Source organism: Marinobacter santoriniensis NKSG1, from assembly GCF_000347775.1.
Lineage (GTDB): Bacteria > Pseudomonadota > Gammaproteobacteria > Pseudomonadales > Oleiphilaceae > Marinobacter > Marinobacter santoriniensis.
In genome coordinates this window covers 1-23,511 of the sequence record NZ_APAT01000029.1, presented here as the reverse complement: position 1 = coordinate 23,511, position 23,511 = coordinate 1, and the positions used below count along the sequence as shown (strand labels likewise).

36 protein-coding genes are annotated in these 23,511 nt (G+C 56.5%); 1 reads left to right on the top strand and 35 read right to left on the bottom strand.

The genetic code is table 11. The features are described from left to right. Nucleotide 1: 1 nt before the first annotated feature. From mshL to MSNKSG1_RS17840, 7 genes are all read right to left on the bottom strand, one after another. Nucleotides 2-1,720, bottom strand: a complete 1,719-nt coding sequence (mshL, locus tag MSNKSG1_RS17870) for a pilus (MSHA type) biogenesis protein MshL (protein WP_227498060.1) — start codon at nt 1,718-1,720, stop codon at nt 2-4. Nucleotides 1,721-1,746: 26 nt separating this feature from the next. Next, the gene (locus MSNKSG1_RS17865; RefSeq protein ID WP_008940700.1) at nt 1,747-2,070 is read right to left on the bottom strand and encodes a hypothetical protein; all 324 of its coding nucleotides are present in this window, start codon (nt 2,068-2,070) and stop codon (nt 1,747-1,749) included. Nucleotide 2,071: 1 nt separating this feature from the next. Then, complete coding sequence (gene gspM / locus MSNKSG1_RS17860) at nt 2,072-2,758, bottom strand: type II secretion system protein GspM (protein ID WP_008940699.1); 687 nt, start codon at nt 2,756-2,758, stop codon at nt 2,072-2,074. Further along, nucleotides 2,755-3,363, bottom strand: coding sequence for a PilN domain-containing protein (locus MSNKSG1_RS17855; protein WP_008940698.1), 609 nt, complete (start codon nt 3,361-3,363; stop codon nt 2,755-2,757). Before MSNKSG1_RS17855 ends, gspM begins: the two co-directional genes overlap by 4 nt. Then, entirely contained in the window at nt 3,363-4,181 is an 819-nt protein-coding gene (locus MSNKSG1_RS17850) for a type IV pilus biogenesis protein PilM (protein WP_008940697.1), read from the bottom strand. The genes MSNKSG1_RS17855 and MSNKSG1_RS17850 overlap by 1 nt, the downstream gene beginning before the upstream one ends. A gap of 310 nt (nt 4,182-4,491) precedes the next feature. Further along, a complete protein-coding gene (gene ssb, locus MSNKSG1_RS17845; protein ID WP_008940696.1) occupies nt 4,492-5,019 on the bottom strand; it encodes a single-stranded DNA-binding protein in 528 nt (175 codons plus the stop codon). A 57-nt stretch (nt 5,020-5,076) separates the two neighbouring features. After that, nucleotides 5,077-6,447: an MFS transporter gene (locus MSNKSG1_RS17840; RefSeq protein ID WP_040887086.1), complete on the bottom strand. Its 1,371-nt coding sequence runs from the start codon at nt 6,445-6,447 to the stop codon at nt 5,077-5,079. 186 nt (nt 6,448-6,633) lie between these two features. Between MSNKSG1_RS17840 and uvrA the strand changes: the two genes are divergently transcribed. After that, nucleotides 6,634-9,456: an excinuclease ABC subunit UvrA gene (gene uvrA, locus MSNKSG1_RS17835; RefSeq protein ID WP_008940694.1), complete on the top strand. Its 2,823-nt coding sequence runs from the start codon at nt 6,634-6,636 to the stop codon at nt 9,454-9,456. A gap of 228 nt (nt 9,457-9,684) precedes the next feature. Here uvrA and rplQ read toward each other — a convergent pair whose 3' ends face one another. From rplQ to rpsJ, 28 genes are all read right to left on the bottom strand, one after another. Continuing rightward, entirely contained in the window at nt 9,685-10,083 is a 399-nt protein-coding gene (gene rplQ, locus MSNKSG1_RS17830) for a 50S ribosomal protein L17 (RefSeq protein ID WP_008940693.1), read from the bottom strand. 33 nt (nt 10,084-10,116) lie between these two features. Then, nucleotides 10,117-11,121 carry a DNA-directed RNA polymerase subunit alpha gene (locus MSNKSG1_RS17825; protein ID WP_008940692.1) on the bottom strand — a complete coding sequence of 335 codons (1,005 nt, stop codon included), beginning with the start codon at nt 11,119-11,121 and terminating at the stop codon, nt 10,117-10,119. Between the two features lie 35 nt (nt 11,122-11,156). Next, entirely contained in the window at nt 11,157-11,777 is a 621-nt protein-coding gene (gene rpsD / locus MSNKSG1_RS17820) for a 30S ribosomal protein S4 (RefSeq protein ID WP_008940691.1), read from the bottom strand. Between the two features lie 18 nt (nt 11,778-11,795). Further along, nucleotides 11,796-12,185 carry a 30S ribosomal protein S11 gene (rpsK, locus tag MSNKSG1_RS17815; RefSeq protein WP_007153992.1) on the bottom strand — a complete coding sequence of 130 codons (390 nt, stop codon included), beginning with the start codon at nt 12,183-12,185 and terminating at the stop codon, nt 11,796-11,798. 13 nt (nt 12,186-12,198) lie between these two features. After that, complete coding sequence (gene rpsM / locus MSNKSG1_RS17810; RefSeq protein ID WP_008940690.1) at nt 12,199-12,555, bottom strand: 30S ribosomal protein S13; 357 nt, start codon at nt 12,553-12,555, stop codon at nt 12,199-12,201. Nucleotides 12,556-12,697: 142 nt separating this feature from the next. Next, a complete protein-coding gene (gene rpmJ, locus MSNKSG1_RS19025) occupies nt 12,698-12,811 on the bottom strand; it encodes a 50S ribosomal protein L36 (RefSeq protein WP_004580765.1) in 114 nt (37 codons plus the stop codon). A 33-nt stretch (nt 12,812-12,844) separates the two neighbouring features. Further along, on the bottom strand, nt 12,845-14,167 hold the full coding sequence (secY, locus tag MSNKSG1_RS17805; protein ID WP_008940689.1) for a preprotein translocase subunit SecY: 1,323 nt from the start codon (nt 14,165-14,167) through the stop codon (nt 12,845-12,847). 17 nt (nt 14,168-14,184) lie between these two features. After that, a complete protein-coding gene (gene rplO, locus MSNKSG1_RS17800) occupies nt 14,185-14,619 on the bottom strand; it encodes a 50S ribosomal protein L15 (protein WP_008940688.1) in 435 nt (144 codons plus the stop codon). 1 nt (nt 14,620) lies between these two features. Further along, complete coding sequence (rpmD, locus tag MSNKSG1_RS17795; RefSeq protein WP_008940687.1) at nt 14,621-14,809, bottom strand: 50S ribosomal protein L30; 189 nt, start codon at nt 14,807-14,809, stop codon at nt 14,621-14,623. 4 nt (nt 14,810-14,813) lie between these two features. Then, the gene (rpsE, locus tag MSNKSG1_RS17790; protein WP_008940686.1) at nt 14,814-15,314 is read right to left on the bottom strand and encodes a 30S ribosomal protein S5; all 501 of its coding nucleotides are present in this window, start codon (nt 15,312-15,314) and stop codon (nt 14,814-14,816) included. Nucleotides 15,315-15,326: 12 nt separating this feature from the next. Beyond that, nucleotides 15,327-15,674 carry a 50S ribosomal protein L18 gene (gene rplR / locus MSNKSG1_RS17785; RefSeq protein WP_008940685.1) on the bottom strand — a complete coding sequence of 116 codons (348 nt, stop codon included), beginning with the start codon at nt 15,672-15,674 and terminating at the stop codon, nt 15,327-15,329. Between the two features lie 9 nt (nt 15,675-15,683). Further along, entirely contained in the window at nt 15,684-16,217 is a 534-nt protein-coding gene (rplF, locus tag MSNKSG1_RS17780; RefSeq protein ID WP_008940684.1) for a 50S ribosomal protein L6, read from the bottom strand. A 9-nt stretch (nt 16,218-16,226) separates the two neighbouring features. Further along, entirely contained in the window at nt 16,227-16,619 is a 393-nt protein-coding gene (gene rpsH / locus MSNKSG1_RS17775; protein WP_008940683.1) for a 30S ribosomal protein S8, read from the bottom strand. Between the two features lie 88 nt (nt 16,620-16,707). After that, entirely contained in the window at nt 16,708-17,013 is a 306-nt protein-coding gene (gene rpsN / locus MSNKSG1_RS17770) for a 30S ribosomal protein S14 (protein ID WP_008940682.1), read from the bottom strand. A 13-nt stretch (nt 17,014-17,026) separates the two neighbouring features. Beyond that, nucleotides 17,027-17,566, bottom strand: a complete 540-nt coding sequence (gene rplE / locus MSNKSG1_RS17765; RefSeq protein ID WP_008940681.1) for a 50S ribosomal protein L5 — start codon at nt 17,564-17,566, stop codon at nt 17,027-17,029. A 15-nt stretch (nt 17,567-17,581) separates the two neighbouring features. Then, entirely contained in the window at nt 17,582-17,902 is a 321-nt protein-coding gene (gene rplX, locus MSNKSG1_RS17760) for a 50S ribosomal protein L24 (protein ID WP_008940680.1), read from the bottom strand. A gap of 17 nt (nt 17,903-17,919) precedes the next feature. After that, nucleotides 17,920-18,288: a 50S ribosomal protein L14 gene (gene rplN / locus MSNKSG1_RS17755; RefSeq protein ID WP_008940679.1), complete on the bottom strand. Its 369-nt coding sequence runs from the start codon at nt 18,286-18,288 to the stop codon at nt 17,920-17,922. An 18-nt stretch (nt 18,289-18,306) separates the two neighbouring features. Continuing rightward, nucleotides 18,307-18,573 (bottom strand): 30S ribosomal protein S17, encoded by a 267-nt coding sequence (gene rpsQ, locus MSNKSG1_RS17750; RefSeq protein ID WP_008940678.1) that lies wholly within the window; start codon nt 18,571-18,573, stop codon nt 18,307-18,309. A gap of 1 nt (nt 18,574) precedes the next feature. Then, entirely contained in the window at nt 18,575-18,766 is a 192-nt protein-coding gene (gene rpmC, locus MSNKSG1_RS17745; RefSeq protein ID WP_008940677.1) for a 50S ribosomal protein L29, read from the bottom strand. Then, a complete protein-coding gene (gene rplP, locus MSNKSG1_RS17740) occupies nt 18,766-19,179 on the bottom strand; it encodes a 50S ribosomal protein L16 (protein WP_008940676.1) in 414 nt (137 codons plus the stop codon). The genes rpmC and rplP overlap by 1 nt, the downstream gene beginning before the upstream one ends. Nucleotides 19,180-19,191: 12 nt before the next feature. Continuing rightward, complete coding sequence (gene rpsC / locus MSNKSG1_RS17735) at nt 19,192-19,875, bottom strand: 30S ribosomal protein S3 (RefSeq protein WP_008940675.1); 684 nt, start codon at nt 19,873-19,875, stop codon at nt 19,192-19,194. An 11-nt stretch (nt 19,876-19,886) separates the two neighbouring features. Next, nucleotides 19,887-20,219 (bottom strand): 50S ribosomal protein L22, encoded by a 333-nt coding sequence (gene rplV, locus MSNKSG1_RS17730; RefSeq protein WP_008940674.1) that lies wholly within the window; start codon nt 20,217-20,219, stop codon nt 19,887-19,889. Between the two features lie 16 nt (nt 20,220-20,235). Further along, nucleotides 20,236-20,511: a 30S ribosomal protein S19 gene (gene rpsS / locus MSNKSG1_RS17725; RefSeq protein WP_007154011.1), complete on the bottom strand. Its 276-nt coding sequence runs from the start codon at nt 20,509-20,511 to the stop codon at nt 20,236-20,238. A gap of 24 nt (nt 20,512-20,535) precedes the next feature. Further along, nucleotides 20,536-21,363, bottom strand: a complete 828-nt coding sequence (gene rplB, locus MSNKSG1_RS17720) for a 50S ribosomal protein L2 (protein ID WP_008940673.1) — start codon at nt 21,361-21,363, stop codon at nt 20,536-20,538. 17 nt (nt 21,364-21,380) lie between these two features. Continuing rightward, nucleotides 21,381-21,674 (bottom strand): 50S ribosomal protein L23, encoded by a 294-nt coding sequence (gene rplW / locus MSNKSG1_RS17715; protein ID WP_008174862.1) that lies wholly within the window; start codon nt 21,672-21,674, stop codon nt 21,381-21,383. Then, nucleotides 21,671-22,276, bottom strand: a complete 606-nt coding sequence (gene rplD / locus MSNKSG1_RS17710; protein ID WP_008940672.1) for a 50S ribosomal protein L4 — start codon at nt 22,274-22,276, stop codon at nt 21,671-21,673. Before rplD ends, rplW begins: the two co-directional genes overlap by 4 nt. A gap of 11 nt (nt 22,277-22,287) precedes the next feature. Then, a complete protein-coding gene (gene rplC, locus MSNKSG1_RS17705) occupies nt 22,288-22,926 on the bottom strand; it encodes a 50S ribosomal protein L3 (RefSeq protein ID WP_008940671.1) in 639 nt (212 codons plus the stop codon). A gap of 76 nt (nt 22,927-23,002) precedes the next feature. Further along, nucleotides 23,003-23,314 (bottom strand): 30S ribosomal protein S10, encoded by a 312-nt coding sequence (gene rpsJ, locus MSNKSG1_RS17700; protein WP_004580743.1) that lies wholly within the window; start codon nt 23,312-23,314, stop codon nt 23,003-23,005. Between the last annotated feature and the right edge of the window lie 197 nt (nt 23,315-23,511).

Sequence of the window (23,511 nt, the reverse complement as noted above, 5' to 3'; positions counted from 1 at the left end):
ATTACCGTGGCGCGCGCTCCGGTTCGGGCTTGACCGACTGGGAGGATTGCAGGAGTTCCCGCAACACTTTCATCCGTTGCTGGCTCGACGAAATATCCGAAGCCATGGCGCCCCTGCCGGCCACCACCGGTCGGAGCAGAATCACCAATTCGCTCTTGCGTGAGTCAAACTTGCGCTGCTTGAACAGTTCACCCAACAGCGGAATATCGCTGAAAAACGGAACCGCGGAGTTATTGTCTTCACTGGTGTTCTGAATCAGGCCGCCGATCACGACAATCTGCCCGCTGTCAGCCCGGACGACGCTGTCCGTTTCCCGCACCGTGCTCTTCGCCAGCGGCAGCGTGACATCCCGATCACCAATCGTAATCACTTTTTCCTGATCGCTTACCTCACTGACGGACGGGTGAACGTGCAGCGTGATGGCCCCGTCATCTGCGATCTGGGGTGTTACATCCAGCGAAATGCCCGAGAAAAACGGCGTCAGCTCAACCGAGGTGGTCGTGCTGTCTGAACCGGTCAGGTTGGTGTTGTCCTTGTTGAAGTCTATATCGGTGACGAAGAACTCATCCGTCCCCACCTTGATCACCGCTTTCTGGTTATTCACCGTGGAGACCCTCGGGCTGGACAGGATCTGAACATTGCCCTGGCTGCCGAGGAGCTGGATCAACGCTGAAAAGCTGCCCTCACGGAAAGAGGCGGAGAACAGGCCGCCAATATCCGAGGTGCTGATGGTCTGCCCCGCCAGAGATTGAGCGGTAAAGTCAGCCGGGAGCCCGTCACTGGCAGTAATGGACGAGGCACGCTGAAGATCCGACCAGTTGATGCCCTGCTGATAGCCCTCATTGAGCGCCACCTCGAGAATCTTGGCTTCAAGCACCACTTGTCGTTGCATGATCAGCTCCGTTCGCCGGAGATAATCCTCTACGAGTTTCAGGGTATCGGAGCGCCCCCGAACCATAACCAGGCCCGCACCGGCATTCACGATCACCTGATCGCCGGCCTCCGAATCAACCATCATGTTCAGGGTGGCCTGCAGGTCATTCCAGAAATCCGACTCGGTTTTTGTGGAAATGGTGGTGCCCACCAGGTTCCGGTCCTCGTTACCTGTGTTGGAGTTACTGGTTCCATTGTTATTGCCGGACGAGCGCGAACTCGTCACCTGACCGGAGCTGACACGGGTCTCCGAACCACCCTTGCGCTTGAAATCGAGGTAATCGATAGAGAAGATCCGGGTCTGGAGCCTGTCGGCCTTGACCCGATAGAGACGCCCCTTGCGCTCGATATCCAGGTTGTAGAGATCTGAGACGATGTCCATGACTTCCGGCACGGTGACATCGTGAAGGCGAAGGTCGATCGGCATTGCCAGCCCCGGGTCCACCACCACATTGAAACGGGTGCCCGCCACCAGCGATTCAAAGAAACTGCGGGCTTCCACCGCACGGGCGTTAACGTCAAACCGGTCATCACGGGAGTCGTCCGGTTGCAAGGGCGGCAAAAGCGCCGCGCTGACATCTGCCGGCAGGCTGGCCTGCGCTGTCTGCTTCGATGCATCGGGCTGCTGGTTCTGTTCAGCAGCATCAGCATTGTCCAGGTTTTTCACAATCTCGTCGGCGGCATCGGTCGACGTGGCGGTGGATGTTCGCATGAGAGGATTGTTGCTGCACGCGGACAGTACCAGCCCGACCATGCAGGCCAGCGCCGGTCGGCAGATCTTTCTCATGATGCTTCTGGTTGCCTCCGTATTGTTCATCGACTCACCCGCACACTCGGCAGCGACTCAAGCCGGAGCACCCGTTTGTGCCCACGGTCGAGAACCTCAACCCGATCAGAATGAATGGCTTTCACGCGCACCCCGTTCACCGTCTCACCTTCGCGCATTGGGCGACCGTCGATCACGGCCACTCGTCGACCATCGCCGTACACGATGGAATCCAGCGACAGCGGCCTCAGTGGCGCGGGCTTCGCTGACGGTTCCTCAGCATGTGGCGGACGCGTTGGGTCCTGCACCGCATTCGCCGGGCCCCAGACGAGCAACAACATGATCAATCCAATGCTACGGGCGATGTTCATATCAGATTCCCAGCCATGCCTTGTCCAGGCTCAGAGTGCGCACGTCAATGACGGCCTCGCCTTTGGGCCAGTCACCAGCCGTGTATTCCAGACGGACCCACCCAAGGCGATCATCGAGAGACTCGAGCTTTTTCAGATAGGCAAGCACCGCCGGGTAACTCCCGGTGATACGTAGCTCCACCTGGTGCGCGTACAGAAGGGGGTCCGATTCACTGTCATTCTTTGCGTTATCCGACGGGGCACTCTCGGCAAACACCGGTTCAGGCGTTTTGAGTTCGAGAGATTCGAGAACAAGATCGTCCTGGGCCGACAGGATCTGGCGAAGCAACGCAACCATTGCTTGCGGAGCGATGAGCCGATCCGCGGTCTCACCGATCTGCCGGTTCAAATCGTCAAGCCGCTGGCGCCGTTGGGCCAGCGTTTTCCGTAGCGCTTCGGAGGGATCCCTGGACAGCGTCTGCTCCAGGGTCTGCTGCTGGGCCAGCAACTGATCCTGTTGATTCCCGGCGGCATCCAACTGTTCTCTGAGCCCGTCACGGACCCGGTACTGAGGCTCCAGAATCAGAATCCAGACCAGAAAAAGAACCACCACGATGGCGGTAAATGTCATGAGGGTGCGTTCGCGAACAGGTCGCTCATCAAAGCGGTCTGCGCCTTGCCGGTACAGGTGTTTCAGGTGGGCGATCATGATCCACCCTCCTCACCGGGACGCGTGGCCACGAAAAACTCGACCGAGCCGCCCTTTTCCGGCCGACTCAGCCGGAACGAACCAAAGGTGCGTCCGCGAAACTCCGCCGACTGCCCCAGCCGTTCCAGATAGACGGGAACCCGATGGCTGTCACGCGTCCGGCCACGAATTTCAGCATGAAGCGGATCCAGCTCCAGGGTGATTCCGGTAAGCCAGACCTGATCCGGTATCTGCTGTGCCAACGCGGACATCAGGGGGGAAAACGTGCCGCTTTGCCCGACCGCAAGCCCGGCAACCCGATCCAGCAGGTGCTGACGACGGGCCAGTGTCCGGTTGAGACTTTCCAGTTCCGTTTTCAATCCGGGATCCGGCTGTCGCTGCTTCACCGCTTCGGACATCGCTGTGACGGCAGCCTGTAACTGTTCATTGCGGTTCTGCGTCATTGCCAGTTTCGCCTCCAGCTGCCGGCTCTGATAAGACGACCAGAATCCAACCGCAAGAGCCGTGACAAACACGACCACCAGCGATAATACGGCTGTAGTCGCCGTGAGCCTCTGATGCCGGGGACGCAGTTCACTGGTGTAAAGATTGACCTGCTGAATCATTATGAAACATCCCCCACGAGACCACTGCTCCATGCAGTGACACACCGACTATCGAGCGACTCGCTCAGCCCGAGAGACGCCCAGTCAGGCGTAGCAATCTCGGCGGCCACGTAGGAGGACAACATGGAGGACAATGGCAGAACGCTGTCCCGCGCTGCAAGGAAAATGGTGTTCGGGGGAACCTGTCCCATCTGGCTTTCGTAGTAGTCAAGCGACCGCTGGATCTCCAGCGCCAGCGTCTGGACCGCACTCTCCTGGCGGGCCGCATCCCTCAGCTCGTCGTAGGAAACATCGAGCCGACGTGACAGATAGAGGGTCTTTCCCCGACAAATAACCAGCTGACCGTAATTCTCACGCAAGTGCACCAGCGCAGTGCTCCGATCGGTAACGGCCAGGCGTGCCACGAGATTGCGTAAAGCCAGCTCCGCGATATCCACGCGTTCCAGCTGCATGCCGCAGGACAGCACCAGAGAAGCCAGATCGCTCACCAGCGTCTTTCGCGCGGCCACCACATTGGCCAACTCTCCCCGACCTCTGGCGCCATCACTGGGGAAGGGAAAAACGTCTGATACGGCATCGGAAGGACTGAAATCGAGCAGGTCCTTGAGCTTCCACTTCAGCGCGTCCGCCAATTCGTCTTCTTCGACCCCCTCAGGCCGTTCCATCTGGAACACCTGATACTGGTCCAGCGGCAGAACCAGCGTGGTGACAGCACCCGCCCAGGCATTTTGCTCGACCAGGGCCTGGAGGGTTTCACCTCGCCTGGCCGGCGGACATTCGGAAAAACCGGAACGAGGATCAGGACCCTGAACGTTCATCGCCCAGGCAATTCCGTCGGGACGTACTTCGAGGGAAACGCGTTGTGCAGCGTGCCCTGGCCGAAATATGTTTTTCAGTTTTTGAAGCAAAGAGACGCTGCCCATGGATACAGACTGGAAGATGAAAACACTCGCACGATCCGGTTTATTATTATTGGCCAAAAAACGGCCATTTACAGTGGGTTACATGATAGATCAAAAACAACCCTAACCCTACGTTTTTTGATCGATTTCACGTCTTTTTGCAGCGGCGTTACAAAAACCCCCCGCAAACGCGAGGGCTTTTCAACAAGGCGATGAAACGAATGCATCAAAAGGGGATGTCGTCATCGAAGTCGTCAATCGGCTCCGGCATGCTACCGCCCTGTGACGGCTGGCCATATCCGCCCGCCGGGGCCTGCGAGGACCCTCCAGACTGAGGGGCCGCCGCGGCCTGACTGGCCTGCTGAGGACGTCCTGCCGGAGCGCCCTGGGACATGCCGCCTTCACCACCGCGACTGTCCAGCATCTGCATTTGGCCATTGATATCGACAACCACTTCGGTGGTGTAACGATCCTGGCCATCCTGCCCCTGCCATTTTCGGGTTTGCAGCTTACCTTCGATGTAGACTTTGGAGCCTTTCCGAAGATACTGACCGGCCACTTCCGCCACCTTGCCGAACAGGACAACGCGGTGCCATTCGGTTTTCGGAACCAGCTGCCCCGTCTGACGATCTTTGTAGCTCTCATCGGTGGCCAGGTTCAGATTGACCACCGCATTACCATTCGGGGTGTAGCGGGTATCCGGATCCTGTCCGAGATTGCCAATAAGAATGACCTTGTTTACGCCTCGTGCCATCGTATGCTCCTGACTGAAGTTTCTGGGGAGCCCGCACTCCCTGCGGGCTTCCGGATTTCAAAGACTGTTACCCTGCCGGACAAATGCCAGTTCGGCAAGTCGTCCCTCATCGAATTCCTGCCGGTCTATTTTGAGGTAAGCGGTTGATGCCTCCTCGACAATGACCACATCCCGCACACCCGGCAGTTCGCGGAGGCTCGCATCCACATCGTCGAACCGGCCGGACACGGCTTGCTGCAACTGTACCATGAAACTGGTTGTGTAGCCCGGCGTCGGCATCGTAAGAGCCACCAGCAGCCAGATCAGAAGCACCGCAACCATCAGCCCTACCACGCCGGACACGCCGATAGACTCCAGCATCATACCGCCAAGGGAACCGCCAATGAATGCTCCCAGAAACTGAGAGGTGGAATAAACCCCCATGGCCGTACCCTTGCTCGCCGCCGGCGCTTCCTTACTGATCAGTGACGGCAGGCTGGCCTCAAGAAGGTTGAACGCCATGAAAAAGAAAAACAGGACGATCCATGCAAATAGCAGGCTGTGCCGCAGATTCGACAGCGCACCGGCGGCGGCCGTCAACAAGGCAATGGCGCCACACAGGATTGCTTTCATCTGCCGCTTTTTCTCACCAATGATAATAAATGGAATCATCGCAAAGAACGACGTTACCATCACAGTGAGATAGAACCACCAATGGGAGCTACTGGCCAGTCCCAGCTTATCCTCAAGGACTGTCGGGAACACAAGAAACAGGGAGGTCAGCACAAGATGGAGCGAGAAAATCCCGAAATCGAGACGCAGCAAACGCCCCTCGCTCAACACCCGCCCCAACATCTCCCGTGCGGGCTGAGTATCCGCGCTGGCACGCTGCTGGTGCGGCGTTGGAACCACCCGGTGCACAATCACCAGAGCAACCAGCGATAGCGCGCCGGTGGCATAGAAAATACCGGAAAGGCCGAAGTGCGAACCAATCAACGGCCCCAGCACCAGGGACACCGAAAACGACAGACCAATGGACATGCCCACCGTCGCCATGGCCTTGGTACGTTCCTCCTCACGGGTGAGATCGCTCAACAGGGCCATCAGGACACTGGCAATTGCACCCGACCCCTGTAAAACCCTTCCCGCAATCACCACGTATATGGAATCGGTGGACGCGGCAAGCAGGCTGCCGATCGCAAACAGGATCAAACCGATGTAGATCATCCGTTTGCGACCAACACGGTCCGAAAGCATGCCGAAGGGAATCTGAAGGAGTGCCTGACTCAGACCATAGGCGCCGATGGCAAGTCCAAGCAGCGCCGGCGTTGCGCCCTGGAGGTCCTTGCCGAGTAGCATGAATACGGGCAGCACCATGAACAGGCCCAACATGCGCATCGCATAAACGGACGCCAGAGCAGAAACAGAACGTTTTTCCAGTGCATTCATCGCAGTGGGTACCTCAGCCGCGTAGTGAAAGCCAATGGCCAGGAAGCATCGGGCCTCCCGCAGGGCGCGCATTGTAGCAGAAGCCGCGTTTGCGAGGGACTGACGGCATGCCATGAGTCATTTGCGGTTTCACGAGCACTATGATAACGCGGTATAATTTTCGTTTTTTTCGACCTGAGAGGTGTTATGGATCATATCCAGATCAAGGGAGCCCGTACCCACAATCTGAAAAACATCGACCTGGATATGCCACGGGACAAACTCATCGTGATCACAGGCTTGTCCGGATCCGGCAAATCCTCTCTCGCCTTCGACACGCTCTACGCCGAAGGCCAACGGCGCTACGTCGAATCCCTGTCCACCTACGCGCGACAGTTTCTGTCGATGATGGAAAAGCCGGATGTGGACCACATCGAGGGGCTGTCGCCGGCCATCTCGATCGAGCAGAAGTCCACTTCTCATAACCCGCGGTCAACCGTAGGCACCATCACCGAAATCTACGATTACCTCCGGTTGCTGTTTGCCCGCGCCGGGGAACCGCGCTGCCCGGACCACGACCAGCCCCTGGAGGCCCAGACGGTCAGCCAGATGGTTGACCAGGTACTGGCCATGCCCGACGGCAGCAAGCTGATGATCCTCGCGCCGGTGATTCGTGACCGGAAAGGGGAGCATCACCAGGTCATCGACAACATGCGTAGCCAGGGTTTTATCCGACTGAGAGTCGACGGAACCGTCTACGACATCGATGACGTGCCCGAGCTCGACAAAAAGCGCAAGCACCAGATCGACGTCGTGGTGGATCGGTTCAAGGTCAAAGAGGGGCTTGAGCAGCGCCTCGCAGAGAGTTTCGAGACCGCTTTGGAGCTCTCGGACGGCATCGCTCTGGTAGCACCCATGAGTGGCGATGGCGAAGAACACACCTTTTCCGCACGCTATGCCTGCACTCAATGCGGCTACTCCCTGAGCGAGCTGGAACCGCGGCTGTTTTCGTTCAACAACCCGGCCGGAGCCTGCCCGACCTGTGACGGCCTGGGCGTCAAACAATTCTTCGATCCCGAAAAAATCATTCAGCACCCGGAGGCGACGCTTGCTCAAGGCGCCATCAAAGGCTGGGATCGTCGAGCCGTCTATTACTTCCAGATGCTGAGCAGCGTTGCTGAGCACTATGGCATGGACCTGGACACGCCCTGGGAAGATCTTCCCGACAGTTTCCAGTCGGTTCTGCTCCACGGGTCCGGCACAGAAAATATCCCGTTCCGGTACGTCAACTCACGCGGCCAGATCATGGAAAAAGCGCACCCGTTCGAAGGCATACTGCCCAATCTCGAGCGCCGGTACCGTGAAACCGAATCCCAGAGCATGCGCGAGGAACTGGCCAGAAACCTGAGCACACAGCCCTGCAAGGACTGCCATGGCTCCCGCCTGCGGCGCGGCGCTCGCCACGTGTTTATAGAAAATCGCAACCTGCCGGCCATCACGCATTTGCCGGTCGGGGAAGCCCATGATTATTTCGAGCAGCTCGCCCTGCCCGGTCGCAAAGGCGAAATTGCGGAAAAGATCCTCAAGGAAGTTCGGGAAAGACTGCAGTTCCTCGTCAACGTCGGCCTGGAATACCTCACCCTGGAGCGCAGCGCCGATACTCTCTCGGGGGGCGAGGCCCAACGGATAAGGTTGGCGAGCCAGATCGGGGCAGGCCTCGTGGGCGTCATGTACATACTGGACGAGCCTTCCATTGGTCTCCACCAGAGGGACAACGATCGCCTGCTGGCGACCCTCACCCACCTGCGGAATCTTGGCAACACGGTGATCGTGGTCGAACACGACGAAGATGCGATCCGGGCGGCCGACTATGTGATCGACATAGGCCCCGGAGCTGGCGTCCATGGCGGTCATGTCGTTGCCCGGGGTACACCCGCTGACATCATTGCCAACAGGGGATCCCTCACCGGCCAGTATCTCAGCGGCGAGAAGGAAATCGCCGTTCCCGACACCCGCAAGACCGGCTCAGGAAAAACCCTGACGCTGACCGGCGCAACCGGGAACAACCTCCAGGACATCACTCTGAATCTACCCCTTGGCGTAATGACCTGCATCACGGGCGTATCCGGTTCCGGCAAATCCACCCTGATCAACAGCACCCTTTACCCGGTAGCGGCGGCAAAGCTTAACAAGGCCACCAGCCTGACCCACGCACCCTATAAATCCCTCAAAGGGCTGGACCATCTGGACAAGGTCATTGATATCGATCAAAGTCCGATCGGACGAACCCCGAGATCAAATCCGGCCACCTACACAGGCCTGTTCACCCCCATCCGCGAACTCTTCGCCGGCACGCAGGAAGCGCGCTCCCGGGGCTACAAACCAGGACGCTTCTCCTTCAATGTGAAGGGTGGACGATGCGAAGCCTGCCAGGGCGATGGTGTCATCAAGGTGGAAATGCACTTTCTCCCGGACATCTACGTCCCCTGCGACGTCTGCAAGGGCAAACGCTACAACCGGGAAACCCTGGAAGTCCGGTACAAAGGCAAAAACATCAACGAAGTACTGGAAATGACCGTCGAGGAAGGTCGGGAATTCTTTGATGCGGTCCCTTTCCTCGCCCGGAAGCTCCAGACACTCATTGACGTGGGCCTATCCTACATCCGCCTTGGCCAAAGTGCGGTGACACTATCCGGTGGTGAAGCCCAGCGCGTAAAGCTCGCCAAAGAGCTCTCCAAACGGGACACCGGAAAGACACTGTATATCCTCGACGAACCGACCACCGGCCTGCACTTTTATGATATCCAGCAACTGCTCAACGTGCTGGAACGGCTCAGGGATCATGGCAATACCATCGTGGTCATCGAGCACAACCTGGACGTCATCAAAACCGCCGACTGGATTGTCGATCTGGGCCCGGAGGGCGGCTCCGGCGGCGGCCAGATCATCGCCGAGGGCACTCCGGAGGATGTCGCGGAGAATCGCGCTTCCCACACCGGTCGTTATCTGAAACCGATGTTGAAAAGATAAGGGGCAATATCCGGTATATCAGGAAAGTATGTCGGTCCGAGAGTGCGGGTGAGTTTCTGCCCGAAAAATGTGTCTGAGCGAAACGAGTTATTTTTCCGCAGTAACTCCACCCGCACTCTCGGGTCAGCCACCATCGCTATCAGGCTTCCAGGCCATACAGCTCAAGCAGGCATAAAAAAACCGGAACCCTTTCGGATTCCGGCTTTTCATGGGCGATTCAGAGGACGATTAATCCTCGTCTTCGTCCACTTCTTCTGCTTCGACATCCAGAGGACGACCAACCAGCTCGACGAATGCCATCGGGGCATTATCGCCGGCACGGAAGCCGCACTTCAGGATGCGGAGGTAACCCCCCGGACGGTCGCTATAGCGCGGACCCAGCTCATCAAAGAGCTTGGCAACCGCTGCATCGTCGCGCAGGCGGGAAAATGCCAGACGACGGTTCGCAACCGAATCATTCTTGGAAAGCGTGATCAAAGGTTCCGCTACCCGACGAAGCTCTTTGGCTTTCGGCAGCGTTGTTTTGATCAGCTCGTGTTCAACCAGTGACGCAGTCATGTTACGGAACATGGCCTTGCGATGCGCACTGGTCCTGCTGAACTTACGACCACTCTTACGATGACGCATTGCTCTGATTCCTTACCTTAAACTAATCGGCGATTAACCGCCCAGAACCCGGTCGTCGCCACGAAGGCTAGCCGGCGGCCAGTTATCAAGACGCATGCCCAGAGACAAACCACGGGACGCAAGAACGTCCTTGATCTCTGTCAGCGACTTTTTGCCAAGGTTAGGCGTCTTCAGCAGCTCCACTTCGGTACGCTGAATCAGATCGCCGATATAGTAAATGTTCTCAGCCTTCAAGCAGTTAGCTGAACGCACTGTCAATTCCAGATCGTCGACCGGGCGAAGCAGGATCGGATCGATTTCTTCCTCTTCTTCAACGCGCTCGGGCTCTTTCTCGTGATCGAAATCAACAAACACCGCCAGTTGCTGCTGGAGAATGGTTGCCGCCCGACGAATCGCTTCTTCCGGGTCAATCGTGCCATTCGTTTCCAGATCAATCACCAGCTTGTCCAGATCGGTCCGCTGCTCAACCCGCGCACTTTCCACGGCGTAGGCCACGCGACGAACCGGGCTGAAGGTTGCGTCCAGCTGCAGGCGTCCGATGGCGCGAGTCTCGTCCTCGTCGAGGCCACGCTGGTCTGCCGGCTCATAGCCGCGACCACGGGCGATACGCAGACGCATGTTCACTTCACCGTTTTCACTCAGGTGACAGATCACATGATCCGGATTCGCGATCTCAACGTCGTGATCCAGCTTGATATCGCCAGCTGTAACAACACCCGGGCCTTTCTTGCTGAGCGTGAGCTCGGCTTCGTCCCGACCGTTCATTTTCACGGCGACGCCCTTGAGATTCAGCAGAATCTCAATGACGTCCTCCTGGACACCCTCGATGGCGCTGTATTCGTGCAGGACACCGTCGATCTGCGCTTCAGTAATGGCGCAGCCCGGCATCGATGACAAGAGAATACGGCGCAGTGCACTGCCCAGAGTGTGGCCGAAACCACGCTCCAGAGGCTCGAGAGTCACCTTCGCACGCGTTGCGCTGGATTCCTTCACGTCAATGGTACGAGGTGTCAATAACTCATGTACTGAACGCTGCATAGACGCCCCTATCTGCTATCGTTGCTTACTGGGCTTTACTTGGAGTAAAGCTCGACGATGAGGTTCTCGTTGATGTCGGCCGGAAGTTCAGTACGCTCAGGCACTGACTTGTAAACGCCGGACATCTTGTTGGCGTCAACCTCTACCCAGCTTACCGGTGCGCGGCTTCCGGCCAGATCCAGGGCGCCTTTAACGCGCAACTGGTTTTTGGCCTTCTCGCGCACGCTCACAACGTCACCTGGCTTGACCTGGTAAGACGGGATGTTCACCGCCTTGTCATTTACCAGAATCGCCTTGTGAGAGACGAGCTGACGGGCTTCTGCACGGGTCGAACCAAAACCCATGCGGTATACAACGTTGTCCAGACGACCTTCCAGAAGCTGAAGCAGGTTTTCACCTGTTGCGCCCTTCAGACGCGCAGCTTCCTTGTAGTAGTTACGGAACTGCTTCTCCAGTACGCCGTAGATACGACGGACTTTCTGTTTTTCACGAAGCTGTACGCCGTACTCGGACAGACGACCGCGACGCGCGCCGTGCATACCCGGCGGAGTCTCGATGTTGCACTTCGAATCGAGCGCGCGAACGCCGCTCTTCAGAAAAAGATCTGTCCCTTCACGACGAGACAGCTTGCACTTCGGGCCTATATAACGAGCCATATTTCACTGTCTCCTGTGTTAGACGCGGCGCTTCTTGGGCGGACGACAGCCGTTGTGTGGAATCGGCGTCACATCAGTGATGTTGGTAATCTTGTAGCCACACGCATTAAGCGCGCGAACTGCAGATTCACGTCCGGGCCCAGGACCCTTAACCTCTACATCCAGGTTTTTAAGGCCGTATTCAGCAGCCGCGTTACCGGCTCTTTCAGCTGCTACCTGCGCAGCAAAAGGTGTACTCTTACGTGAGCCGCGGAAACCGGATCCACCTGAAGTGGCCCAGGACAGAACGTTGCCCTGGCGGTCCGAAATGGTCACGATAGTGTTGTTGAAGGACGCGTGGATGTGCGCGACGCCATCAACAACCGTCTTTTTCACCTTTTTACGGGTACGTGTACCTGGCTTTGCCATGTTTGCCTACCTGTTACTTGCGAATAGGTTTGCGAGGACCTTTACGGGTGCGGGCGTTGGTCTTGGTGCGCTGGCCACGGACCGGAAGGCCATGACGATGACGCAGACCACGGTGGCATCCGAGATCCTTCAAACGCTTGATGTTCATCTGTACTTCACGACGCAGATCGCCTTCGACAGACACCTTTCCGACTTCAGAACGAAGTGCTTCAAGCTGCTCGTCGGTAAGGTCCTTGACCTTGACGTCCGGCTTAACGCCGGTTGCATCGCAAAGCTTCTGGGCTGTTGTCTTGCCAACACCGAAAATGTAGGTGAGCGAGATAACAGCATGTTTGTTATCGGGTATATTGACACCGGCTATACGTGCCATCCAAATTACTCCGCGTTCAAAGCTTTGCTGTGTGAATTTTCCGCCACAAAAAGGGCGCGAAATAATAGCGCCCGACCCGCATCCGAGTCAAGCGCTACCATTCCGAACCCCTTTTGCAATGTCAGAACGTTTCCCGAAGGAATCAGCCCTGGCGCTGCTTGTGACGAGGCTCCGTGCAGATGACTCGAACCGAGCCATTGCGACGAATTACTTTGCAGTTACGGCAAATTTTCTTTACCGAAGCGCGTACTTTCATTGTCGACTCCAGTTTTCAAGGGGAACGGGACTGTTACCCGTTCCGTCCATAGCCCTTGAGATTGGATTTCTTCATCAGCGATTCATACTGATGAGACATCAGGTGTGACTGCACCTGTGCCATAAAATCCATCACCACGACTACCACAATCAGCAGTGACGTACCGCCCAGATAGAAAGGTACATTCCCGGCCACCATCAGGAACTGAGGGAACAGGGACACTGCTGTAATGTACATTGCACCGAACAGCGTCAGACGGGTCAGCACGCCATCAATATACTTGGCAGTCTGCTCGCCCGGACGAATGCCCGGAATAAAGGCGCCGGAACGCTTGAGGTTATCCGCAACTTCCTTCGGGTTGTACATCAGCGCCGTGTAGAAGTAGCAGAAGAAAATCACTGCTGCCGCAAACAGGATGATGTACAGGGGCTGACTGGGCGCCAGGGCCTGTGACAACTCGCTCAACCACTCCATTCCTTCGCCCTGACCGAACCATTGTCCCAGCGAGGCCGGGAACAGGAGAATCGATGAGGCGAAGATCGGCGGGATCACGCCGGCCATGTTCACCTTCAGAGGCAGATGGCTGGATTGCTGAGCAAACACCCGACGGCCCTGTTGACGCTTGGCGTAGTTAATGGTCAATCGGCGCTGACCGCGCTCCATGAACACCACAAAGCCAATGACAGCCACCGCGAGAATCGCAATCCCCAAAACGACCAGGAGACTCATCTCGCCGTTGCGGGCCTGCTCAAGCGTCTGGCCGATTGCACCGGGCAACCCGGCGACAATACCGGCGAAAATCAACAGCGAGATGCCGTTGCCAACGCCCCGCTCGGTGATCTGCTCACCCAACCACATCATGAACACGGCACCGCTCACAAACGAGACGACTGCCACGAAGTGGAAGCTGAAGCTATCGGTAAAGGTGACCCCCTGAGAGGCCAACCCCATGGAAATACCGGCGCCCTGTACAAGCGCCAGAATGACCGTACCGTACCGCGTATACTGACTGATCTTGCGACGACCAGCCTCGCCTTCCTTTTTCAGCTGCTCAAGCTGCGGACTCACCGCAGTCATGAGCTGCATGATAATAGAAGCCGAAATGTACGGCATGATACCGAGTGCGAAGATACTCATGCGCTCAAGCGCACCACCGGAAAACATGTTGAACATGCTCAGGATCGTCCCCTGATTCTGCTCAAACAGTGCCGCCAGTCGATCGGGATTGATACCTGGCACCGGGATGTGGGCACCGATCCGGTACACCAGCAATGCCAGGAAGACAAACCAGAGCCGCGAACGCAGCTCTGCCAGTCCTTTTCCCCCGCCCGCAGGCAATGATGCTGTCTTGGCCATTTAGTCCTCGACTCGCCTTAGTCTTCGACTTTACCGCCCGCGGCAGCAATTGCCTCGCGTGCGCCTTTGGTGACCCGCAGGCCCTTGACGGTTACCGGACGACTCAGCTCGCCAGACAGGATAACCTTGGCTTCCCGAATCTCCTCGCGGATCACGTCAGCCTTTTTAAGAGCCTCCAGATCAACAACGTCGCCTTCAACTTTCGCCAGTTCATTCAGGCGAATTTCCGCAACATAGCGCTGCTGCCGGGAAGTAAAACCAAATTTCGGCAGACGACGGGCCAACGGCTGCTGACCGCCCTCGAAACCGGGAGCTACGGAGCCACCGGACCGGGACTTCAGACCTTTATGACCACGGCCGCCGGTCTTGCCGAGACCGCTACCGATACCACGGCCGACGCGTTTGGCGTCGGGGCGTGAACCGGGTTCCGGAGCAAGTTCGTTCAGACGCATCTTAGTTCTCCTCAACCCGTACCAGGTAATTTACCCGGTTGATCATGCCGCGAATGGAGGGAGTATCCTCCAGCTCAACGGTCTGACCGATTTTACGAAGACCCAGGCCCTTCACACACAGCTTGTGCTTCGGCTGACAGCTGATCGGGCTGCGGGTCAGTGTTACCTTGATTGTTTTCGCGTTCGCCATGACTTCAACCCAGAATGTCTTCCACGGATTTACCGCGCTTGGCTGCAACGTCCTCAGGCGCCTTCATGGCCTGGAGACCCTTGATGGTAGAACGTACCACGTTCACCGGGTTGGTAGACCCGTAACACTTGGACAGTACGTTCTGAACACCCGCAACTTCCAGCACCGCACGCATCGCACCGCCGGCGATGATACCAGTACCTTCAGAGGCCGGCTGCATGAAGACTTTGGAGCCCCCGTGCTGAGCCTTGACCGGGTATTGCAGAGTGGTGCCATCCAGCGCCACGTCTACCATGTTCTTACGTGCAGCTTCCATCGCCTTCTGGATGGCCACAGGAACTTCCCGGGCCTTACCACGGCCGAAACCAACGCGACCTTTGCCGTCACCCACTACTGTCAGTGCGGTGAAGGCGAAAATCCGGCCACCTTTAACAACCTTGGCGACACGGTTAACCTGAACCAGCTTCTCCTGGAGCTCAGGCGCCTTCTGTTCGTTAACGCTCATCTTCTCCACCTCTTAGAATTGCAAGCCAGCTTCACGGGCCGCATCGGCCAGAGCCTGTACGCGACCGTGGTAGCGGAAACCGGAACGGTCAAACGCAACCTTCTCAATGCCCGCCGCCTTCGCACGCTCAGCAATCAGCTGACCGACTTTTTTGGCGGCTTCCACGTTACCGGTTGCACCCTGGCGCAGTTCCTTATCCAACGTGGAGGCAGATGCCAGCACCTTGCTGCCATCCGCAGTCGTGACCTGTGCGTACATGTGACGCGGCGTGCGATGAACACACAGACGGTCAGTACCCAGCTCACGGATCTTCATGCGCACTTTGCGTGCGCGACGCAATCTTTCTGTATTCGCGCTCATAGTCCCGCCTTATTTCTTCTTGGCTTCTTTGCGTCTGACCTGCTCATCCGCATAACGAACACCCTTGCCCTTGTACGGCTCGGGCGGACGGAACGCACGGATTTCCGCAGCGACCTGGCCAACCTGTTGCTTGTCGATCCCGCGAATCACGACTTCCGTGTTGGACGGAGTCTCAGCGGTGATCCCCTCGGGCAGCTCATACTCGACCGGGTGTGAAAAACCCAGTGTCAGATTGAGCTTCTTACCTTGCGCTTGGGCACGGTAACCTACGCCCGTCAGCGTGAGCCTGCGCTCCCAGCCTGTGGAAACACCGGTCACCATGTTGTTAATCAGAGCACGGGTGGTACCAGCAAGAGCGCGGGACTGTTTTGCACCATCGCGGGCAACGAAACGCAGGACATTTTCTTCCTGGCTTACTTCGACCGCCTGGTGAATGGTGAATTGAAGCGCTCCCTTGGAGCCCTTCACATTAATTTCCTGTCCGTTCAGCTTAACCTCAACACCGGAAGGCAGCACGACAGGATTATTGGCAACCCTGGACATGTGGTTCTCCTAAAATACGGTGCAGATGACTTCGCCACCCACGCCCGCAGCTCGTGCGGCGCGGTCTGTCATAACGCCCTTGGACGTTGAGACAATCGCGACTCCCAGACCGCCGGATACCTTCGGCAGTTCCCCGGCGCCTTTATATTGGCGCAGACTCGGACGGCTGACCCGCTTGATCTCCTCAATAACCGGCTTGCCACCGAAGTATTTGAGGGTAATCGTCAGCTCGGGCTTCGCGTCAGCTGAAACAGAGAAATCTTCAACGTAGCCTTCGTCCTTGAGGACCTGGGCTACGGAGACCTTCATTTTCGAAGACGGCATCGTCACATCAGCTTTTGACGCCATCTGTGCGTTACGGATACGCGTAAACATATCCGCAAGCGTGTCTTGCATACTCATTGGTATGAGGCTCCTGATCTTTTTAGTTGTGCAGCGGCTTGCCGCACCGCTTACCAACAGGCACCCGGCCAAGGCCAGGCAACCTATCTTACCAGCTTGCCTTGGTCAGGCCCGGAACGTCGCCGCGCATGCCGTATTCACGGAGCTTGATCCGTGACAGCTCGAACTTGCGCAAAACGCCGTGGGGACGACCAGTCACCTGGCAACGATTACGAAGACGTGCGGGACTGGCATTGCGAGGAAGCTGCTGGAGCTTCATCTGTGCGTCCCAACGTTCTTCATCGCTGGTATTCGGGTTCTTGATAATCGCCTTGAGCTCAGCGCGCTTGGCTGCGTACTTTGCAACCATCTTCTCGCGCTTCAACTCACGCTGTTTCATGGATACCTTAGCCATGTCACTCGTTCCTTTATTTCTTGAACGGAAAGCCGAAGGCTTTCAGCAGTTCGCGACCTTCGTCGTCGGTACCAGCCGTGGTGGTGATGGTGATATCCAGCCCGCGGATCTTGTCGACTTTGTCGTACTCGATCTCCGGGAAGATGATCTGCTCACGAACACCCATGCTGTAGTTACCGCGTCCGTCGAAGGACTTCGGGTTCAGGCCTCGGAAGTCACGAATGCGGGGAACCGCAATGTGAACCAGGCGATCGAAGAAATCCCACATACGCTCACCGCGCAGTGTGACTTTACAACCAATCGGCCAACCTTCACGGATTTTAAAACCCGCTACGGATTTCCGTGCCTTGGTGACCACCGGCTTCTGGCCGGCCAGGCGCTCGAGATCCGCTACAGCGTTCTCGATCAGCTTCTTGTCACCTACTGCTTCACCCACACCCATGTTGAGGGTGATTTTTTCGATACGCGGCACCTGCATGATGTTCTTGTAGCCGAACTCCTTCTGCAGGGCGGGTACCACTTCCTTACTGTACTGCTCTTTACTGTTTAGCATCGTAACCACCACCGCTTACTGGTTATCGACGGCTTCATTCGTGGATCTGAAGATCCGCGTTTTGCTGCCGTCTTCCTTGGTCTGGAAGCCAACACGATCGGCTTTGCCGGTCTGCGGATTGAAGATAGCCACGTTGGAAACCTGGATAGGTGCTTCTTTCTCGACGATGCCACCCGGGGTGCCCAGCATCGGGTTCGGCTTGGTGTGCTTCTTGATCATATTGATCCCGGAAACAATCACTTTACCATCGTCCTGAACTTTCAGGACTTTACCACGTTTGCCTTTGTCTTTGCCCGTTGTGACGATGACTTCGTCGTCTCGTTTGATCTTTTTCATAACCGGCCTCTGGTCCTTTAAAGTACTTCGGGTGCCAGTGAGATAATTTTCATGAACTTCTCATTACGCAGTTCACGGGTAACCGGTCCGAAGATACGGGTACCAATCGGTGCGTCCTGATTGTTCAGAAGTACTGCCGCGTTACCGTCAAAGCGGATCAAAGACCCGTCCGGACGACGAACACCCTTACGGGTGCGCACGACTACAGCTTTCAGGACCTGGCCTTTCTTCACCTTGCCGCGGGGAATGGCTTCCTTGACGGTCACCTTGATGATATCCCCGACGCTGGCATAACGCCGGTGTGACCCGCCCAGGACCTTGATGCACTGAACCTGACGTGCACCACTGTTGTCCGCGACTTCAAGCATTGTTTGAGTCTGAATCATGGTTGTTCTCCGGGCGAATTACACCTTCGATGCACGTTCGGTAACTTCAACCAGGGCCCAGCTCTTGGTCTTGGAGACCGGACGGGTTTCCTGGATGGTTACACTGTCACCGATGTTGCACTGGTTGCTCTCATCATGAGCCTGAATCTTGGTAGAGCGCTTCATGTACTTTCCGTACAGCGGATGCTTAACCTGACGCTCGACCAGAACCACGATGGACTTGTCCATCTTGTTGCTCACGACCTTCCCGCTCAGAGTTCTGGCAGTTTGGGTAGCTTCGGTCATGTCACTGTCCTGCCTTTTCGTTCAATACTGTTTTCACGCGAGCGACGTCGCGCTTCACCTTGCCGAGAAGGTGAGACTGATTCAGCTGACCTGTCGCCTTACGCATGCGCAGGTTGAACTGCTCCTTCAGGAGGTCGATCAGCTCTTTGTTCAGCTCCTCGACTGACTTTTCACGCAGCTCTGTTGCTTTCATCACATCACCGTCCTCGTTACAAAGGTGGTCTGTACCGGCAGTTTGGCCGCTGCGAGAGTGAAGGCTTCACGTGCCACATCTTCGGCAACACCTTCCATCTCGTAAAGCATACGGCCAGGCTGGATCTCAGCCACCCAATATTCGACAGAACCTTTACCTTTACCCATACGTACTTCGAGCGGCTTGCTAGAGATCGGCTTGTCCGGGAACACCCGGATCCAGATCTTGCCGCCCCGCTTGATACGACGGGTCATGGTACGACGCGCTGCCTCAATCTGGCGCGCAGTTATACGTCCACGACTGGTCGCTTTCAATCCGTATTCACCGAAGCTCACCTTGTTGGCACGGTGAGCAAGACCGGTGTTACGGCCTTTCATTACCTTGCGGAATTTGGTGCGTTTTGGTTGCAGCATAAGAGTGCCCCTTTACTTAGAACCTTTCTTCCCAGAGGCTTTCTTGTCAGCACGGACCTGCTCCATACCACCAAGAATCTCACCTTTGAAGATCCATACCTTGACGCCGATGATGCCGTAGGTAGTTTTCGCTTCGTAGGTCGAGTAATCGATGTCTGCACGCAGTGTGTGCAGAGGAACGCGACCTTCGCGATACCACTCTGAACGGGCAATCTCAGCACCCCCGAGACGACCGCCTACCTGGATCTTGATACCCTTGGCGCCTTGACGCATGGCGTTCTGAACCGCGCGCTTCATGGCGCGACGGAACATCACACGGCGTTCCAGCTGACCGGCAACGTTCTGCGCTACCAGGCGGGCATCCAGGTCCGGCTTGCGGACTTCCTCGATGTTGATGTGCACAGGCACACCCATCATGTCGCTGACTTCGCGACGCAGACGGTCAACATCTTCGCCCTTCTTACCGATAACAATACCGGGGCGGGCAGTATGGATCGTGATCCGGGCGTTCTGAGCCGGGCGCTCGATCACAATCTTGCTGACAGACGCCTTAACCAGACGCTTGTCCAGAAACTCGCGAACCTGAATATCATTCAGCAGGTTCTTGGAGTATTCCTTCTTGTCGGCATACCAGACTGAGTTGTGCTCTTTGATCACACCCAGGCGAATGCCGGTTGGATTTACTTTATGACCCATCTGAGCATCTCCTACTTGTCGGCGACCTTGACGGTGATATGACAGGTGCGCTTGAAAATACGGTCAGCGCGCCCCTTGGCTCGAGCTTTGATGCGCTTGAGCGTTGGGCCCTCATCCACCATGACGGTGGAAACCCGCAGATCATCTACGTCCAGACCTTCGTTGTGCTCAGCATTGGCAATCGCAGACTCAAGAGCTTTCTTGATGACTACGGCCGCCTTTTTTGGGCTGAAAGTCAGAATGTTCAGGGCGTCCTCAACCGCCTTGCCGCGTACCTGGTCAGCGACAAGACGTGCTTTCTGAGCTGAGAGGCGAGCGCCCTTGTACTTGGCTGCTACTTCCATTTCTATTACCTCAGAATCAGCGTTTAGCTTTCTTGTCGGCCGCATGACCACGATAAGTACGCGTTGCCGCGAACTCACCCAGTTTATGTCCAACCATATCTTCGGTGACATAAACCGGCACGTGCTGCTTGCCGTTGTGGACTGCAATGGTCAGGCCTACCATCTCCGGAAAGACTGTTGACCGGCGGGACCAGGTTTTAATGGGCCGCTTGTCGTTAGCTTCCAGAGCTGCCTCGACCTTCTTCAACAGATGCAGGTCTATAAAAGGACCTTTCTTCAAAGAACGTGGCACAGCAAATTACCTCTATGTAGTCGTTTACTTGGCCGAACGACGACGTACTATCATCTTGTCAGTACGCTTGTTCTTACGAGTCTTATGCCCTTTGGTCGGAACACCCCACGGAGTAACCGGGTGACGTCCGCCAGAGGTACGCCCTTCACCACCACCATGCGGGTGGTCAACTGGGTTCATAGCAACACCACGTACTGTTGGCCGTTTGCCGCGCCAACGTGATGCACCCGCTTTACCAAGTTGCTTGAGGCTATGCTCACTGTTGGACACTTCACCCAACGTGGCACGGCAATCTACAAGCACCTTTCGCATTTCACCTGAACGCAGGCGGATGGTGGCATATGCACCTTCCCGAGCAACCAGCTGTACGGATGCGCCCGCGGAGCGAGCCAGCTGGGCACCTTTGCCAGGCTTGAGTTCGACGCAGTGGATCACGGAACCGACCGGAATGTTCCGGAGCGGCAGAGTGGAACCCACCTTGATCGGCGCGTCGATACCGGAGCGCACCGGATCACCGATCTGCATACCTTTGGGAGCGATAATGTAGCGACGCTCGCCATCGGCATACTTCAGCAGTGCGATGTGCGCAGAGCGGTTCGGATCGTATTCCAGGCGCTCAATGATCGCCGGAATACCATCTTTGGTCCGCTTGAAATCGATAACACGGTAGTGTTTTTTATGACCACCACCAACGTGACGAGTGGTAATGCGACCAAAATGGTTACGACCACCCGACTTGCTCAGAGTTTCTACCAACGGCTCGTAGGGGCGCCCCATGTGCAGATCCGGGTTGTAAAGCTTTACAACGTGGCGGCGTCCGGCAGATGTTGGTTTGGTTTTGACGATCGGCATATTACGACCCCTTTACCTTATTCCACATCCAGAAAATCGATGTCCTGACCTTCTGCCAGCTTGACGTAAGCCTTACGAATGTCATTACGCTTGCCGAATCCGCGGATAGTGCGCTTGAGCTTACCCTTGCGGTTCAGAACCTGAACACCTTCTACGGTGACGTTGAACAGTTGCTCAACGGCTTTCTTGATCTCCGGCTTGGTCGCGTCAGGCGCTACACGAAAAACCACCTGACCACGCTCTGCTGCCAGAGACGCTTTCTCTGATACGTGCGGCCCCAGCAGGACCTTGTAAATACGTTCCTGATTCATCCCAGCATCTCCTCGATCTTCTTCAGAGCGGGAACAGTCACCACGACGTTCTCGAAGGCAACCAGGCTGACCGGATCGAGCCCTGCAACATCACGCACATCCACATGGGGAATGTTGCGCGAAGCAAGGTGCAGATTCTGCTCGACGTTTTCAGACAGGATCAGAGCGTTGGAAACACCGAGATCCTTCAGCTTGGCACTAAATGCCTTTGTCTTCGGGCTTTCGACATTCATATCGTCGACCACCACGAGACGCTCCTGGCGAACCAGCTCGGAGAGAATCGAGCGCATCGCCGCACGATACATCTTGCGGTTGACCTTCTGCTCAAAGTCGCGGGGCTTGGCAGCAAAAGTAACACCGCCGGAACGCCAGATCGGGCTACGAATAGTACCCGCGCGGGCACGACCAGTACCCTTCTGACGCCAGGGCTTCTTGCCACCACCACTGACTTCGGAACGTGTCTTTTGAGCCTTGGTACCCTGACGACCAGCAGCCATGTAGGCAGTGACGACCTGATGTACCAGGGACTCATTGAAATCTTTGGCGAACGTAGCGTCGGAAACGGAAATTCCCTTATCGCTACCAGTAATTGTCAATTCCATCGCACCGCTCCTCAGGCTTTGACTGCAGGCTTGATGACAACGTCGCCGCCAGTTGCGCCAGGAACGGCACCACTCACCAGCAGCAGGTTGCGCTCGGCGTCAACACGGACGATCTTCAGGTTCTGCACGGTAACCTGCGCATTACCCATCTGGCCCGCCATCTTTTTGCCCTTGAACACTTTGCCCGGAGTCTGGTTCTGACCAATGGAACCCGGGGCGCGGTGAGACAGGGAGTTACCGTGAGTCGCGTCTTGCATGGAGAAGTTCCAGCGCTTCACGCCACCCTGGAAGCCCTTACCCTTGGACTGGCCAATGGCATCAACCATCTGGCCATCTTCAAAGATGGACGCACCGATTTCGCCACCAGCAGCCAGCTCTTCGCCTTCGCCGTCGGCCAACCGGAATTCCCAGACACCACGACCAGCTTCGACGCCTGCTTTGGCGAAATGACCAGCCTCAGCCTTGGTAACGCGTGAGGAACGACGAGTGCCTACCGTAACCTGAACGGCACGATAGCCATCGCTTTCGAGAGTCTTCAGCTGGGTAATCCGGTTGGGCTCAACCTCGATTACCGTTACGGGCAGCGCTTGCCCGTCTTCCGTAAAAATACGGGTCATACCGGCCTTCCGACCGACAACACCAATTGCCATGTTTCACCTCTTAAGTGTACGGGGCTCGCACCCTCTATGGCCTTATGACAGTTACACAGACTAATACCGGGCGGTATTAGCCGAGGCTGATCTGAACGTCTACACCTGCTGCCAGGTCCAACTTCATCAGAGCATCTACTGTCTTCTCCGTCGGCTCAACAATGTCGAGCAGACGCTTATGCGTACGAATTTCATACTGATCCCGCGCGTCCTTATTAACGTGCGGAGAAATCAATACCGTGTACTTTTCCTTCCGCGTCGGCAGAGGGATTGGGCCACGCACCTGAGCGCCGGTCCGCTTGGCGGTATCGACGATCTCCTGCGTGGACTGGTCGATCAGGCGATAATCAAACGCCTTCAACCGAATTCGAATTTTTTGGCTTTGCATGATGCACCAAACTCCACTCGTAGCAGCTACTGTTTAGCCGACCTTCAAAAAAAGGAGCCGCATTGTATGCATAATACCCAACCCTGTCAACAGCCAGGCTGATTGACCAGGTCAGGCAGACTTTGCGACTGAAACAGAAAAAGGGGCTGATCATTCAGCCCCTTTTTCCTGATCAAACGAGCCTAATTACTCGATGA

Bases quoted from the DNA above. Each gene is read 5' to 3' on its own strand.
- rpsE (WP_008940686.1), bottom strand. From the start codon at position 15,314: ATGAGCGTTAACGAACAGAAGGCGCCTGAGCTCCAGGAGAAGCTGGTT.
- uvrA (WP_008940694.1), top strand. From the start codon at position 6,634: ATGGATCATATCCAGATCAAGGGAGCCCGTACCCACAATCTGAAAAAC.
- MSNKSG1_RS17840 (WP_040887086.1), bottom strand. From the start codon at position 6,447: ATGAATGCACTGGAAAAACGTTCTGTTTCTGCTCTGGCGTCCGTTTAT.
- gspM (WP_008940699.1), bottom strand. From the start codon at position 2,758: ATGATCGCCCACCTGAAACACCTGTACCGGCAAGGCGCAGACCGCTTT.
- rpsD (WP_008940691.1), bottom strand. From the start codon at position 11,777: ATGGCTCGTTATATAGGCCCGAAGTGCAAGCTGTCTCGTCGTGAAGGG.
- rplP (WP_008940676.1), bottom strand. From the start codon at position 19,179: ATGCTGCAACCAAAACGCACCAAATTCCGCAAGGTAATGAAAGGCCGT.
- rplF (WP_008940684.1), bottom strand. From the start codon at position 16,217: ATGTCCAGGGTTGCCAATAATCCTGTCGTGCTGCCTTCCGGTGTTGAG.
- ssb (WP_008940696.1), bottom strand. From the start codon at position 5,019: ATGGCACGAGGCGTAAACAAGGTCATTCTTATTGGCAATCTCGGACAG.
- MSNKSG1_RS17855 (WP_008940698.1), bottom strand. From the start codon at position 3,363: ATGATTCAGCAGGTCAATCTTTACACCAGTGAACTGCGTCCCCGGCAT.
- rplN (WP_008940679.1), bottom strand. From the start codon at position 18,288: ATGATTCAGACTCAAACAATGCTTGAAGTCGCGGACAACAGTGGTGCA.
- MSNKSG1_RS17865 (WP_008940700.1), bottom strand. From the start codon at position 2,070: ATGAACATCGCCCGTAGCATTGGATTGATCATGTTGTTGCTCGTCTGG.
- rplC (WP_008940671.1), bottom strand. From the start codon at position 22,926: ATGGCAATTGGTGTTGTCGGTCGGAAGGCCGGTATGACCCGTATTTTT.
- rplD (WP_008940672.1), bottom strand. From the start codon at position 22,276: ATGGAATTGACAATTACTGGTAGCGATAAGGGAATTTCCGTTTCCGAC.
- rpsC (WP_008940675.1), bottom strand. From the start codon at position 19,875: ATGGGTCATAAAGTAAATCCAACCGGCATTCGCCTGGGTGTGATCAAA.
- rplX (WP_008940680.1), bottom strand. From the start codon at position 17,902: ATGAAAAAGATCAAACGAGACGACGAAGTCATCGTCACAACGGGCAAA.
- rplO (WP_008940688.1), bottom strand. From the start codon at position 14,619: ATGCGTCTGAACGAACTTGCTCCGGAACCCGGTTCACGCCCCGACGCC.
- rpsM (WP_008940690.1), bottom strand. From the start codon at position 12,555: ATGGCACGTATAGCCGGTGTCAATATACCCGATAACAAACATGCTGTT.
- rpsK (WP_007153992.1), bottom strand. From the start codon at position 12,185: ATGGCAAAGCCAGGTACACGTACCCGTAAAAAGGTGAAAAAGACGGTT.
- mshL (WP_227498060.1), bottom strand. From the start codon at position 1,720: ATGAGAAAGATCTGCCGACCGGCGCTGGCCTGCATGGTCGGGCTGGTA.
- MSNKSG1_RS17825 (WP_008940692.1), bottom strand. From the start codon at position 11,121: ATGCAGCGTTCAGTACATGAGTTATTGACACCTCGTACCATTGACGTG.
- rplR (WP_008940685.1), bottom strand. From the start codon at position 15,674: ATGAGCGCGAATACAGAAAGATTGCGTCGCGCACGCAAAGTGCGCATG.
- rplQ (WP_008940693.1), bottom strand. From the start codon at position 10,083: ATGCGTCATCGTAAGAGTGGTCGTAAGTTCAGCAGGACCAGTGCGCAT.
- rpsH (WP_008940683.1), bottom strand. From the start codon at position 16,619: ATGAGTATGCAAGACACGCTTGCGGATATGTTTACGCGTATCCGTAAC.
- rpmD (WP_008940687.1), bottom strand. From the start codon at position 14,809: ATGGCGAACGCGAAAACAATCAAGGTAACACTGACCCGCAGCCCGATC.
- rpsJ (WP_004580743.1), bottom strand. From the start codon at position 23,314: ATGCAAAGCCAAAAAATTCGAATTCGGTTGAAGGCGTTTGATTATCGC.
- rplB (WP_008940673.1), bottom strand. From the start codon at position 21,363: ATGCCGATCGTCAAAACCAAACCAACATCTGCCGGACGCCGCCACGTT.
- rpsN (WP_008940682.1), bottom strand. From the start codon at position 17,013: ATGGCTAAGGTATCCATGAAACAGCGTGAGTTGAAGCGCGAGAAGATG.
- MSNKSG1_RS17850 (WP_008940697.1), bottom strand. From the start codon at position 4,181: ATGAACGTTCAGGGTCCTGATCCTCGTTCCGGTTTTTCCGAATGTCCG.
- rpsQ (WP_008940678.1), bottom strand. From the start codon at position 18,573: ATGACCGAAGCTACCCAAACTGCCAGAACTCTGAGCGGGAAGGTCGTG.
- rplE (WP_008940681.1), bottom strand. From the start codon at position 17,566: ATGCTAAACAGTAAAGAGCAGTACAGTAAGGAAGTGGTACCCGCCCTG.
- rplW (WP_008174862.1), bottom strand. From the start codon at position 21,674: ATGAATCAGGAACGTATTTACAAGGTCCTGCTGGGGCCGCACGTATCA.
- rpmJ (WP_004580765.1), bottom strand. From the start codon at position 12,811: ATGAAAGTACGCGCTTCGGTAAAGAAAATTTGCCGTAACTGCAAAGTA.
- secY (WP_008940689.1), bottom strand. From the start codon at position 14,167: ATGGCCAAGACAGCATCATTGCCTGCGGGCGGGGGAAAAGGACTGGCA.
- rpmC (WP_008940677.1), bottom strand. From the start codon at position 18,766: ATGAAAGCAACAGAGCTGCGTGAAAAGTCAGTCGAGGAGCTGAACAAA.
- rplV (WP_008940674.1), bottom strand. From the start codon at position 20,219: ATGGAAGTAGCAGCCAAGTACAAGGGCGCTCGCCTCTCAGCTCAGAAA.